Raw genomic sequence first — 14,205 nt, forward strand, 5'->3', positions numbered from 1 at the left:
TAGTTACATCCAAGATTTGCGGCTACTTTCTACTTGGTAAAGTGCATTATCAAGTAATTGGTAGGCAAACTCTTGTTTGATAAAAGGAATATCTTGCGCGCCTGCCGCTAATACTATTCTTATTGAACTGAGTTGGTGGCGTTTTTGAAACCAACTTTGTTTAAACTGAACTTGTTGAGTTTTAAAAATAGGAAAACAGTAATAGTCGACGCCAAAATAACCTTTACGGATATAAATAAAATCTTCATCTTTAGCATAGCCCCAACGAAACCAACGCATAAAAATTAACAAACCAACAAATAAATAACCAGGAATTATAGCCATTAATAAATTAGTTTTATCAACAGTGATGAAAAAGACTAACAGTGAAATAAATATTGGGGTGAGGATATAGCCAAGATTACGCAACAGAAAGCGTTTACTAATGCTTTGATAATCAACCGTCATCATTTTATTAGTTGGGTATACGTTGTTAACCAACGCCAAACATTCGCTAGGATTAATTGATGGAACAATAATACGATTATTTTCTGCACTCGCTTGATATTGATTTAAAGCACTATTGCTTTGCTCAAATTTAAGGTTAATTCGTTTGAGTATCACATCAAGCCAATCTTGTTGACGAACTACCATTTGCAGGCGAGATAATCGCATGATCACTTCATACTTGGTTAACAGACCACTACGGCGAATATAACGATCGTCGACTTTACTTAAGGTGAACTGGTAAAAAGTAATAATAGAACCGGCGATAGAAAATAAGGTAAAAGGTAATAAAATAATAAAAGTTAAGGTTAGTGCGTATAAACCAACTTGGCACATGGGTTTATCAGCAAACGTTAAGAATTTTTCGAGGTCGATACCTAAGCCATTAAAAAATTCAACAATATAGCGACCAAAATCATCAAAAAATGGTGCTAAGCCACCAAGGAAAATCCAGATTCTGTTGTTAGTTAAGCCATGAATAATAAGGTCTGTAATACTGCGTGTGTTTAAAATAGTTTCGTTGTTTTGATCCTTTGATGCTAAGTCATTAACTGTTTCTGCATCTGCGACTGTTGAACGGGCTATTTTATGCTGAGCTAAAATTTCTACTTTAAGTTGCTCGGCAAAGTCTACTTTTAAAGCGACGACTTTAGCTTCTTGCATAGCGGAGCCTGCAGTATCAAGCTGGAGACAGGTAAAACCGAATAGTCGATAATACAACGGCTGCTCTAGTTTTACGTTTTGAATTTTAGCAAAGGGTAAATTAACGTATTTCTTTGAAATTACGCCAGAGCGTATTTCAATATGATCCTGATATAATCGATACTGAAAGAAGTAGAAACTTAAAAAGGTCGAGATCATAATAATGGCGAGTATGGCTAAACCTATTGGTAGCCACAAATGGGGATGTGCAATAAAATTATCGTAACCTAAATATAATGCGGGTAAAAAAACGACGATATTACTTAAAAATCCCATCACAAATTTTGCTAAAAAATAAATAATAGCGATAGGTGATATACGCTGCCAGTCTTTGGTGTTTTGTTTCGAGCCAAGAGGGGGAATTGTTACTTCGCCATCGCTCTCTAGCGTCGGTGTTGATTTATCCATGATGGTTAACATCTTTGTGATCAAGAATAAATTGGCGAATACTCTCTGCTTTCTCTAACGGTAAACCTGGAATTTCAAAAGTGTGCAATGCACCACCAGCGCTGAAAACTTGCAGTTTAGCCAAACCTATTTTTTGGTCAATAGGACCACGCTTTAGCTCTACATGTTGAATACGTAGCATGGGTTGACTAACAGTTTTTAGGAAAATAACGCCACTTTGATAACTAAGATCTTGTTGGCGAAGTGCGTAAAACTTTCTTTTATCGGCAACTATAGTGTAAAGGGTACTCATAAAACCAATCAGTGCTATTACCCAAATAACATAACTTACAAAGTTATTTACTGCAGTAGTTAAGGTAATAAAGTGTTGTAGCTGAACGATGAATAAAATACTTATAATAAACAGGGTGATGAATAAGGTGATATAGCGGTTACTTTTTGCATAAAGCGGCGATAACATTTCAAATTTTAGTGAGTCTAATCTTGGTAAATCGTTACTTGTTAAATCTGTGTTTGAAAAGTTAACCGTTCCTGGGATATTCTCAGTGCCCTGCATAATCGCTATTCCTATTATTTTTATTATCAAAAGAGTGGGTAATTGTTATTATAATTCTTAATATAAACCGAACAATATGATTAATATTGGCGCAGTGCAGAGCTTGATTTTCTTAAACGATTTTTTAGGTGTTTAGTATTATTCTGGTGATAAATAACCTAAATTCATCAAGCGCTTCTCATCAAAGGTGTTAATAACATCACCAATAATGACTAATGTTGGTGGTTTTATATCATGTAATTCAACTAAGTGGTTCAATCCCACTAACGTACCTCGGTAAACTTGTTGTTCTGGATTTGTTCCTTTATAAATCAATGCTGCGGGTGTTGAAGCCTTACGACCCGCCTTAATTAGTTGATCACTGATGATGGGTAAGCTTTTGATCCCCATATAAAAGACAACGGTTTGTTTATTATCGTTAAGCGTGTGCCATGGCAGTGATAATTCACCATTGTCTTGGACGTTACCAGTAATAAATGTGCAACTTTGTGCGACTTGTCTATGCGTTAAAGGGATACCTACATAGCTAGTGCAAGCAGAGGCCGCGGTCATTCCTGGTACAATATGACAAGCGATACCATTTTTTAAGGTATATTGTGCTTCTTCACCTCCTCGACCAAAAACAAAAGGATCGCCGCCTTTTAAGCGTAAAACTTTTTTGTTTTGTTTAGCATAATCAACTAATAACTGATTAATTTTGTCTTGGGGGACTCTGTGTTCTGCTTGTTTTTTACCGACATAAATTCGCTGACAATTTTCGGGTAATAACGCTAATATTTCAGCACTTACTAATCGGTCATAAATGGCGACTTCGGCTTGTTTAATGAAACGAAAAGCTTGTAAGGTGAGTAAATCAGGATCGCCAGGACCCGCGCCAACTAAAGCGACTTCGCCACGAGCAAAAGGTTGTTTACTGTTTGGTGAGTCAGGCATCATTAGGGTCATTGGTTATTTACCATTAGAAGAAACGTTTAAGTTCTTCAAAATACCGTCGTGTATATTATAGACAAAGCCGTGTACGGTGACATCTTGATTGGCATTCCAGGCACTGACTAATGTAGTGGTATGACAAACATTGGCTACCTGCTCAATTACATTGAGTTCACAAAGTAAGTTGACCTTTGTTTGCTGGTCTTCAACGGCATCAAGGCGCTCTTTGTGAAAACGATAAACATCTTTAATATGGCCTAACCAATTATCGATTAGCCCATGACGCTTATTATCAATGGATGCTGTAATACCGCCACAGCCATAGTGACCACATACTATTATATGTTTAACTTTTAGGTTTTCTACAGCAAATTGAATAACAGAAAGGCAATTTAAATCGGTATGGATAACTTGATTAGCAATATTACGATGAACAAACACTTCACCTGGTGACATACCGAGCAATTCATTGGCTGGTACTCTTGAGTCAGAGCAACCTATCCATAAATATTCGGGTTTTTGTTGTTCTGACAAGCGTTTAAAAAAATCGGGGTCTGCTTTTTTTATCTTTTCAGCCCACTGCTGATTATTGTCGAACAAATGTTGAATTGAAGTCACGGAATGCCTTGTTAAATAATCTATTCATTGATTTTATGAGAATACACCAAGAAGTGAAAGATAAATGTGATATCAATTATTTATGATGTATATCCATTTAGTTGGGCACTTAGCCATAACTGGCGATATTATGAAAACTTAACTAGGCAGAGTCATCTCAACCTTATGTGAGCGAAAATTTTAGTAATACAAAAACGAAAGCCGTTGGACGAAAAAGAAAAATAACCAAAGTAGCTGAGTTTGGTGTCCTGACTAAGAAGAAATCAACTTATCTATTAGCTAAAAAAGGGCGATTTAAGTGAATTTAAGCAAAGCAAATAGCTAAGACTTTTAATCATGTCGTTTTAAAGGAAAAATTAAATGGTTTATGTCCCAATAAAAATAAATTTTGGCTTTGATTTTAGCCAAACTCTTTATTGTCATGAATCTACTTTATTATCTTTCTCTTTTTATTTATCCGCCAACACTTAGCATAATATTATAAGTGTTGGCAGATAACATTGAATGTTCCACAATCAATTGTTACTCAGTATCATTAAAATAACAGCTGATTTTTGTTGAATGGCATAAATTAGTAAATATTATTAGCAAAACTGCTAAATAATAGGTAATTTATAAGGAAATAAAGACAAGTAGCTTTAATCTCAGCTATTTTTTTAAACTAACATCATGGATACTCTATGTTTACTCGCTTAAGCGTGAAATTACTTATACCGACTGCTGTTTTTGGATTATTAGCTGTATTATTTATTTTGCTATTTACAGATGAGTTAAGTAAGCCGTTTGTTATCGGTATATTATCTCTATTAGTGATTGCCCAATTAATATCAGGTTATATATTTACTCAAAGTCAGCTGTCGTCTCGATTAACAAACTTACTTCATTACTTAACGCTTGTTGTGAGTACTAAGCAGGCGCCTCCTGGCCCATTAGTCGATGATGGTAATGATGAGCTCGCTCAAGTCACCAATGAGCTTAGTGCTTTTATTGGAGATTTATCCGATGTGCTTGCTGAGTTGCGAACCGAGTCTGAATCGTTAAAAGAGGGGTCATTTTTATTGGCCACACAAATGACAGATTCAGTGAGAGCCGTTGATGATTCTGCCCGTCAAATAGAACTTATGGCTCACTCTATTGATGAAGTCGCGTCAACGTCTAGTATACTTTCTGAGAGTGCTTCACAGGTAAGTGAGACGACTAATCAAGTTATTGACATTTTATCGCACGGGACAACTTCTTCAAATACCAGTCAGCAAACCATTGAAGCTTTTTCTAAAGAAGTGACCGAAATGGCGACAGACTTAGCGCTACTGCAAACAGAGTGTTCTAATATCGGTTCTGTTCTGGATGTTATTCGTGGCATTGCCGACCAAACAAACTTACTCGCATTAAATGCAGCGATAGAAGCAGCGCGAGCGGGTGAGCAAGGACGTGGTTTCGCGGTTGTTGCCGATGAAGTAAGAGCACTTGCGCATAGAACACAAGAAGCAACGGTTGAAATTCATTCAATGGTTGAAGGTTTGCAAGAGAAATCAACGAATGCTGTAACGGCGATTTCGCGTGGTCAAGCATTGACGCAAGACAGTCTGACACATTCAGCCGAAGTGGTTGAAGCGTTAGAGCAAATAGGTCGAGTCTTTAAAGAGGTGAATGCCTTAACCTCTCAAATTGCTAGTGGCACTGAACAGCAACAGCAATCAACTGCAGCGGTTAATACCAATATGGCTGAAGTTGCCTCTTTGAGTCGAGATATCACTAATGGCTTAAGTTCTGTTGCCCAGCATGCAGAGCAACAGCAAAAGGTATCTGTTGATGTTGCTACGACCTTAAATAGGATTTGTGTTTAGAAAGTAGCATGTAAAAGCACCGAGAGTAACGTTTTATCATAAGCCCATTTAAACATGGGCTTTTTTATGTTCAGGATAAACGGTGATGATTTTTTCATAAATATCTTAAGTACATCCTTGCATATCGACATAAAGGCGTGACGATGTTTACACAGCAAGACCATTCCTAGCAATCCATGGCATTATTACTTTCGTGTATGTCGATGCGAGTGAAGCTGCACAGACGTCGCATAATGTTTGATATTGGCATCATTTTCAACAGTTGCCTTTTAAAAGGCGATAAACAGATTAACTTGTTTTTTAGAAATTGCATTTCAGTCAAAATCTCTGATCTTCAGCAAGCAATATTAATGATCACTTTATATGCATTATAGTTAGCAATTCATTAATTTCTAACTCCACTTTAAGTCTATAGTCTCTACAAGCTCTATGAACTAGACGGTGTGTGTGATTTTCCCCGATGATTAAAAGCCTATAGTCCTGAATCATCGGTAGTAAGTCTGATCCAATTAACGCTAAGACTTCATGATAACAATCGAATCAAATTTAGTTGGATCATTTTTGATTTTAGATCTTTCAGGTTGATGTATACCAATATGCGTGGCAAGCTGACTTTGATTTCAACTATTCTCTTTTCGACCTTTTGCAATCAGTTTGCCTAGGTGTTTTGATCAATATATTTTACTTTTATCTTCGTTGGAAATAATCATTTTATTTTAAGGTATCACATGAAGAAAATTATAATCGCTGTCACTATTTTTATTTCAGCCTGTTCTCAAAATCCAAAAGAAACAACAGAAGTAGAACTTTGGCAAGCAACTGCTGATAAAGTTACTATCACGCGAGACAACTGGGGAATACCACATATTTATGGCTCTACAGATGCCGATGCTGTCTTTGGAATGATCTACGCGCAAGCGGAAGATGATTTTAATCGTATAGAAATTAATTTTTTAAACGCTATGGGACGTTTGGCTGAGGCAGAAGGTGAGTCGGAAATTTATCGTGATTTACGGATGAAATTATTTATTCGCCCTGATGAAATTAAAGCCATGTATGAAACAAGCCCGTTATGGTTAAAAAAACTGATGAATGCTTGGGCTGATGGTTTAAATTATTATTTGCACACCCACCCACAGGTTAAACCTAAAGTACTGAAACGTTTTGAACCTTGGATGGCATTAACTTTTTCTGAAGGCAGTATTGGTGGTGACATTGAACGCGCGCGCCTTAACCGCTTAGAAAACTTCTATGGCGATAAAATAATCAATATTCCTGATGAAAAGCTCGACTTAACCAAAGAACCGCAAGGCTCCAATGGTTTTGCTATTGGTCCTAAAAATACAGCCTCGGGTAATGCAATGTTACTTATTAACCCTCATACTTCATTTTACTTTCGTGCAGAATTGCATATGAAAAGTGACGAGGGTCTGAATGCCTATGGTGCTGTTACTTGGGGGCAATTTTTTGTTTATCAGGGCTTTAATGAAAGAAATGGTTGGATGCATACCTCGACAGGCTCTGATTTTATTGATGAATATTTAGAAACTGTAGAAGAGCGTGACGACGGGGTTTATTATTTTTATGATGATAAGTGGCTCAAAATGGCGACATCTGTTATCAGTATACCTTACAAAACCTTTCTAGCGAATGGAGAAGAGGGCATGGCAACCAAGCAAGTCACTGCTTATCATTCCCATCATGGTCCTATTGTACGGGCCGAAGGTGATAAATGGGTGGCTATGGCTATTATGGAAGAGCCAATGAAGGCGCTGATACAATCTTACGAGCGTACTAAAACAGATGGTTTAGCAAGCTATAAGAAAAACATGGAATACCATACTAACTCATCGAATAATACGGTTTATGCTGATGCTGATGGTAATATTGGCTTTTTCCATGGTAATTTCATCCCTAAACGAGATCCTACGTTTGATTGGACTAAGCCTTTAGATGGCAGTACCTCAGCGACAGAGTGGCAAGGAATTCACAGCGTTGATGAATCAATAAATCAGTTTAACCCTAGTGTTGGTTGGCTACAAAATACGAATAACTGGCCATTCTCTATGAGTGGGGCACAAAGTCCTAAAAAAGCAGATTATCCATCATATATGTCTACTTATACTGAGAACCCTCGAGGTCTACATGCCCTTCGCGTTTTAGAAAACAGTAAGGATTTTACCCTTGATAGCCTAATAGCTGCTGCTTACGATAGTTATTTAACCGCTTTCGAACCATTAATTCCGAGCTTAGTGAAAGCTTATGACAATGCTAAAGCTGAGGATAAAGTTGATTTAGCCGCTGCCATGAAGAAATTACAAGCATGGGACTTACGCTATGCTGTTGATAGTGTCGAAACGTCTGTAGCAATTTATTGGGGACGTGAGTTAATGCGAATGTCTTCAGAACCTGCTCGTGCTAATAAAATAAATATTTATGAATATATGGAGAATAAAACCTCAGCAACTGAGAAGCTAGATGCTTTACGTGCAGGTCTTGCTAAATTGACCGCTGATTTTGGTCAATGGGATATGGCGTGGGGGGAAATTAATCGCTTTCAACGAATAACAGGAGACATTGTACAGCCGTTTGATGATAACAAACCTAGTGCTCCTGTGGCATTTACTTCTGCGCGTTGGGGAAGTTTAGCGGCTTATGGTCAGCGTACCTTTAATGACTCAAAGAAAAACTATGGTACACGCGGTAACTCATTTGTCGCAGTTGTTAATTTTGGTAAAAAAATAACGGCAAAAGCCATAACGGCAGGTGGGCAGAGTGGTGATGTAAATTCGCCACATTTTGCTGATCAAGTAGCTGATTATTCCGATGGTGTTTTACGTGACGTTTATTATTATGACACTGACATTAAAGCGAATACTGAGGAATATTATCGCCCTGGAACTAGAAAAAAGGTTAATAAATAACTATATTGAAACACTTAAATTCAAAACATGAGGCAAAACTTTGAATGACTCGCCACATTTGATGAATAAAAACGTCGAGTAAGAATACAGTGTGATATACATTTTTTATTGGTTGCGGATGGTGATAAAAACAATCTGTAAAACGTCATTTATCACTGAAAATGCAACCATCATTTTTAATCTTGTGACTGGCAGCAATGGTGGCTAAGCGGACTACTTATTAAAATAAATTAAGATAGGCCGGCTTTGTGGTAAATGTGATCTGAAGGGATCAATCGGTCGTGATATCGTCATGCTGATACTGAAATAAATTCAGCATGACGGAGTTGGTATCAGCATGACGGAGTTGGTATCAACATGGCTGAACTGCTATCTGGGTGCTGAGTTATTACCAATCAATACCTTTTTGTGCTTTTATATTATTATCAAAAGCATGTTTAATCGATTGCACTTCACTTACTGTATCAGCTAATTCTAAGAGTGAACGGTGTGCGCCACGGCCTGTGGCTATTACATGTTGCATAGGCGGGCGATTAGCGATGGCGTCTAGTACTTCATCAAGATCAAGGTATTTAAACGACAACATATAAGTCAGTTCATCAAGTAGCACAACATCAACGGTTTCGTCAGCTAATAGTTTCTTTGCTTCTTTCCAAACAAGTTGAGCAGCGGCAATATCGGTTGATTTATCTTGTGTATTCCAAGTAAACCCTGTTGCCATCACGTGAAAAGGTACGCCGAGCTTTTCTAGGACATTTCTTTCGCCACAAGCCCAAGTGCCTTTTATAAACTGAATGGCTGCTGCGTTTAGACCGTGTCCTACTGCGCGAGTTAGCGTGCCAAATCCTGATGTTGACTTACCCTTACCGTTACCTGTAATTACAATTAATATACCGCGTTCATCAGTGGCAGCATCAACTCTTGCATCAACTTTGTCTTTTACTTTTTGCATGCGTGCTTGGTGTTTTTCACTTTTTTGTGTTTCGTCAACCATGAGTATTCCTATGGGTAATTATAGTTTTTTTAAAGAGGAGAAAAGGCAAGGCTAACGTTAAGGGGGTCCCTTAAAAAATAGCAATTTACCGTGTATTCCCGCACGATTTTATTGATGTTAATGGTGGTAATCTTATTGTGGATAGGTATGCTGACTCATTGGCAACTCTTAAGTCACTACAATTTACAGTTGCGGGAACAGTCAAGGTTTCTCACCTTATTCCCTAAACACGTTTACGTTGCGTTAGTTTACGAGATTTATAATTATTTACAATATCTAGCGGTATTAAACATCATTGATTTTATATTTTTGATAAATAGAATCTAAGGCAAGGAATTTTCAGTAATAAAAATGCCAACAATAGTTGTTGGCATTTTAGTATTTTTCTAATAAGAACGTTATTTAACTAAGCCATTGGCTTACCAAATTTTTACACGTTTCTCAGGGGCGATATACATAGCATCACCTTCTTTAACGTTAAACGCTTTGTAGAATTCAGGCATGTTAGATAAAGAACCTAATGCACGGAACTCACCAGGTGAATGAGGGTCAGTTGCTACTTGATTACGTAATGATTTCTCAACCTTTTTTCCACGCCATACTTGAGCAAAGCCCATGAAGAAACGTTGATCGCCAGTTAGTCCGTCAATTACTGGTGCTTCTTTACCATTTAATGAAGCAATATAAGCTTTATACGCGATAGTTACCCCTGATAAATCACCAATATTCTCGCCCAGTGTTAAAGAACCGTTTACATTTAAGTCTTCAAATACTGAATAGCCATCGTATTGTTTTACCAAGTCATCGGTGCGAACTTTAAAGGCCGCTAAATCTGCTTCAGTCCACCAGTTACGCATGTTACCGTCGCCATCATACTTACTCCCTTGGTCGTCAAATCCGTGACCCATTTCATGACCGATAACCGCGCCAATACCGCCATAGTTAACCGCATCGTCAGCAGCTAAGTTGAAAAATGGTGGTTGTAATATGGCTGCAGGGAAAACAATTTCATTCTTAGTTGGATTGTAATAAGCATTAACAGTTTGCGGCGTCATGCCCCATTCTTGCTTATCAATTGGACCACCTAACTTAGCGACTTCTTTTTGATGAGAAACACTACCAGAACGCATTTTATTGCCCACTAAGTCATCACCTTTAATAACAAGTGCGGAGTAGTCTTCCCACTTATTTGGGTAACCAATTTTAGGATCAAAGCTTGCTAGTTTAACATGGGCAGCTTTTTTAGTTGAATCAGACATCCACTCTAGTTCATCAATACTTGCACCATATGCTCCGCGTAAGTTTTCAACAAGTTGTGTCATACGGGTTTTAGCTTCAGGCTTAAAGTGACGGCTCACATAAACTTTACCAATAACCTCACCTAAATTGCTGTTAACTACGCCAACACCACGCTTCCACATTGGACGTTGTTCTTTTTGTCCTCTTAACTGCTGAGAATAAAAGTCAAAGTTTTCATTATCTAAGTCAGCGGTTAAAGAACCAGCAAAGTTACTTAAGGTATGGAAAGTTAAGTAAGTTTGCCAATCAGCTAATGGGGTTGCTGCAAATATTTCGCCAAAACCTTTAACAAATGAAGGTTGGTTAATAATGATGTCTTTTTGCGCTGATACGCCTTGAGCAGCAAGGTAAGCATTCCAGTTAAATGCATCAGTAACTGTATTTAAGTCAGCGACATCGAATTTATTGTAAGTTTTACTGCTGTCACGAGTTTCAATTTTTGTCCAATGAAAACCTGCTAATTTAGTTTCAATTGCCATGACCGTTTGCGCAGCAGCTTTACCGTTCTTCAAACCAGCTAAATTGAACATATTTTCAATATGAGCAACATAACCTTTACGCAATGCGGCAAAGCGTTCGGTTTCATCAAAGTAGTAATCTCTGTCGGGTAAGCCTAAACCTGTTTGCCAAATATGAGTGGCATAGCGAGTTGAGTCTTTACCGTCAACGCTAATATAAAACGCTAACGGACTACCGACACCATTTTTTTGATTTTCACCAAAAAATGTTGCAAGTTCATTCTTGTCTTTTAAACCATTGATGCTATCAAATAATGGTTGAATAGGAGCCGTACCTGCAGTATTACGTGCATCCATGTTCATATATGAACGGAATAAGTCAGCTACTTTTTGTTCGTCGCTGCCCATTTTTAAATTTTCTGTTGCTGCTAATTCTTCAATGATTACTTTTACATTGTCATCAGCTTCGTCACGTAAGTCATAAAAGGCACCAATTGACGTTTTGTCTCCAGGGATTTCATTAGCGTTCAACCAAGCACCGTTTACATAACGATAAAAGTTGTCTTGCGGACGAACGGATAAGTCCATTGTTGCTTTGTCGATACCTGAAGCTAATGCAGTTTTTTGCATGATAGGCATTTCTTGCTTAGTTGTCTCAGTGCTTTCTGGATTGTCGTTGCAAGCGGCAAGCAACAATAACGAAGAACAGACTGCACCTGTTATTATTTTTTTCATGGTAATCTCATTATTATTAAGTAAAGAATATGGTTATAAAATGGTAAACGCATTGATACTAAAGGGTTACAGGGCTTTTTACTAGATTTGGACATGAATTTTTACATAATGTATCAGCAGTGCCGTATTTTATTTTGTACATTAAGCCTGATGACTTTTTTATTTTTTTATTTAACTAATTGAAAATAATCGTAATATTTTTAACTTTGATTTTTATCAATATTAATTATTGGCTTTTTTGCTGCCAAATAAAACATTGACTGTGCTATGCTGTGGCTACTTATAGAGTAATAGTTCTCTTACTGAATAACATAAGATGAAGTTTAATTAATGTTTCAACCCGTCAGTTTTTTCATTGGGCTACGCTATAGTCGTAGCCGTAAAAGTTCTGGATTTGTATCCTTTATCACTTTTTTCTCCATTGTCGGTATCGTCCTGGGTGTCGCATCATTGATCACAGTTGTTTCCGTTATGGACGGTTTAGAAGGTGAACAAAAACGGAGAATATTGGGTCTAGTTCCCCATATTGTCGTCGCCAATCAACCTCTGCAAAACAAAAACAATGCTTTACCTACATGGCAAATCCTACGTGAACAATTATTACTTACGCCTAAAGTTAAAGAAGTTACTCCTTTGTTGGAAAGTGAAGCACTCATACAAGCTAATTCTGGCGCATTACGCGGTGTACTCATTCAAGGAATCATGCCTGAATTCGAGCAGCACAATATTGTTAACAACTCTATGGTATCAGGACATTTAGATAATCTATCGACACAGAGCTTTGCCATTGTTATCGGACAGTCGTTAGCAAGACAACTTGATGTCGATTTGGGTGATAAAATACGTTTAACACTGCCTAATAAAACCGTTTTTACCCCAATGGGGAGAATTCCGGTGCAACGCACTTTTACCATCGCTGGTATTTTTAGTGTTGGCTCACAAGTTGATGAAGGACTGGTCTATATTCACAGTAAAGATGGCGCAAAACTTCATCGACAAAGAGGTGATGGCGTTGAAAAACTTCGTTTGTATCTTGATGATGCTTTTGCTGCTGAGCAAGTGGTCAAACGTTTAAAACAACAATATCCACAGTATGATTTTACGACATGGCGCGATACTCAAGGCGCTTTATTTTCTGCTGTGCGCATGGAGAAAAATATGATGTGGTTGATGTTGAGCTTAATTATTGCCGTTGCCGCGTTTAATATTGTTTCCGCTTTAGTGATGGTTGTTATCGAAAAAAAGGGTGAAATTAGTATTTTACAAACACTTGGGCTAGATCGCCTTGGCGTGGTAAAAATATTTATTACTCAAGGTTTAGTTAATGGTTTTTGGGGCGTCACTATCGGTACTGTGGTTGGCGCCATACTAACCTTAAATTTAAACACTATATTTACCCTTCTCGGTGTTAATTTATTGGGAGCAGGGCAGTCTTTGCCCGTCGAACTATCAGTGAATAATGTGTTTAGTATTGTTTTATCAGCGTTAGCGATGAGTTTTATTGCTACATTATATCCCGCTTATCAGGCTTCTTTAACAGAGCCTGCCGAGGTTTTACGAAATGAGTAAAGGTTTACTTTGTCAGCAATTATCAAAGTCATATTATCAAGGTAGCATTGAAACCAAAGTCTTAGACGGGCTTGATTTGTCAGTAGATGCGGGTGAACTTGTTGCTATAGTGGGCAGCTCTGGTTGTGGTAAAAGTACTTTTTTACATATAGCTGGAGCACTAGATTCTCCGTCTTCAGGGCAGGTCTTTATTAGCGGTGTTGATATCCACCAGTTATCTGACAAGCAACGTGCTAAATTTCGCAATAAACATATTGGTTTTATTTATCAATTCCATCATTTAATGATGGAGTTTTCAGCACAAGAAAACGTGGCAATGCCTTTACTGATTCGCGGGGATTCACCTAAAGCGGCCTTAGCTGCTGCACAAGAAATGCTCACACAGGTTGGGTTAAGTCATCGCTTTGAGCACCGGCCCTCAGCGCTTTCTGGTGGTGAACGTCAACGTGTAGCTATTGCTCGGGCATTAGTGACTAAACCTTCGTTAATATTAGCTGATGAACCAACAGGGAATTTAGACTTTGATACTGCAGAGCAAATATATCAGTTATTACGTGACCTTAATAAAACAGTAAACACCAGTTTTGTTATTGTTACCCATGACTTAATACTTGCTGCCAGAATGGATCGCCAACTACGTTTATCGCACGGCCGGTTAGCGCCCCTTGAAAGTTAAGGC

The 14,205-nt window shown here is 37.9% G+C and carries 10 protein-coding genes and 1 riboswitch; of the genes, 4 read left to right on the plus strand and 6 right to left on the minus strand.

What is annotated here, in order from left to right:
* Window positions 1–3 precede the first annotated feature (3 nt).
* From H4J67_RS16650 to can, 4 genes are all read right to left on the minus strand, one after another.
* Window positions 4–1,596 carry a PH domain-containing protein gene (locus tag H4J67_RS16650; protein WP_259368648.1) on the minus strand — a complete coding sequence of 531 codons (1,593 nt, stop codon included), beginning with the start codon at window positions 1,594–1,596 and terminating at the stop codon, window positions 4–6.
* The gene (locus tag H4J67_RS16655) at window positions 1,589–2,152 is read right to left on the minus strand and encodes a PH domain-containing protein (RefSeq protein WP_259368649.1); all 564 of its coding nucleotides are present in this window, start codon (window positions 2,150–2,152) and stop codon (window positions 1,589–1,591) included. The genes H4J67_RS16650 and H4J67_RS16655 overlap by 8 nt, the downstream gene beginning before the upstream one ends.
* A gap of 138 nt (window positions 2,153–2,290) precedes the next feature.
* Complete coding sequence (gene cobA, locus H4J67_RS16660) at window positions 2,291–3,097, minus strand: uroporphyrinogen-III C-methyltransferase (protein WP_182171049.1); 807 nt, start codon at window positions 3,095–3,097, stop codon at window positions 2,291–2,293.
* 3 nt (window positions 3,098–3,100) lie between these two features.
* The gene (gene can / locus H4J67_RS16665) at window positions 3,101–3,700 is read right to left on the minus strand and encodes a carbonate dehydratase (protein WP_070376043.1); all 600 of its coding nucleotides are present in this window, start codon (window positions 3,698–3,700) and stop codon (window positions 3,101–3,103) included.
* A gap of 680 nt (window positions 3,701–4,380) precedes the next feature.
* On the opposite strand from can, the gene H4J67_RS16670 reads away from it, so the two are divergent.
* Together H4J67_RS16670 and H4J67_RS16675 are read left to right on the plus strand one after the other, a co-directional pair.
* A complete protein-coding gene (locus H4J67_RS16670) occupies window positions 4,381–5,547 on the plus strand; it encodes a methyl-accepting chemotaxis protein (RefSeq protein ID WP_182171053.1) in 1,167 nt (388 codons plus the stop codon).
* Window positions 5,548–6,275: 728 nt separating this feature from the next.
* Window positions 6,276–8,471 (plus strand): penicillin acylase family protein, encoded by a 2,196-nt coding sequence (locus tag H4J67_RS16675; RefSeq protein ID WP_182204392.1) that lies wholly within the window; start codon window positions 6,276–6,278, stop codon window positions 8,469–8,471.
* Window positions 8,472–8,859: 388 nt separating this feature from the next.
* On the opposite strand, the gene cobO is transcribed toward H4J67_RS16675, so the two are convergent.
* Window positions 8,860–9,465 (minus strand): cob(I)yrinic acid a,c-diamide adenosyltransferase, encoded by a 606-nt coding sequence (gene cobO, locus H4J67_RS16680; RefSeq protein WP_070376046.1) that lies wholly within the window; start codon window positions 9,463–9,465, stop codon window positions 8,860–8,862.
* 122 nt (window positions 9,466–9,587) lie between these two features.
* A riboswitch (cobalamin riboswitch) is annotated at window positions 9,588–9,732 on the minus strand.
* Between the two features lie 152 nt (window positions 9,733–9,884).
* Window positions 9,885–11,957, minus strand: coding sequence for a M13 family metallopeptidase (locus tag H4J67_RS16685; RefSeq protein ID WP_070376047.1), 2,073 nt, complete (start codon window positions 11,955–11,957; stop codon window positions 9,885–9,887).
* Between the two features lie 330 nt (window positions 11,958–12,287).
* Here H4J67_RS16685 and H4J67_RS16690 point away from each other — a divergent pair, with 330 nt between their 5' ends.
* Window positions 12,288–13,526 (plus strand): lipoprotein-releasing ABC transporter permease subunit, encoded by a 1,239-nt coding sequence (locus H4J67_RS16690; protein ID WP_182171057.1) that lies wholly within the window; start codon window positions 12,288–12,290, stop codon window positions 13,524–13,526.
* Window positions 13,519–14,202: a lipoprotein-releasing ABC transporter ATP-binding protein LolD gene (gene lolD / locus H4J67_RS16695; protein WP_070376049.1), complete on the plus strand. Its 684-nt coding sequence runs from the start codon at window positions 13,519–13,521 to the stop codon at window positions 14,200–14,202. Before H4J67_RS16690 ends, lolD begins: the two co-directional genes overlap by 8 nt.
* Window positions 14,203–14,205 lie beyond the last annotated feature (3 nt).

This window comes from Colwellia sp. BRX10-4 (assembly GCF_014077465.1).
Taxonomy (GTDB): Bacteria; Pseudomonadota; Gammaproteobacteria; order Enterobacterales; family Alteromonadaceae; genus Colwellia_A.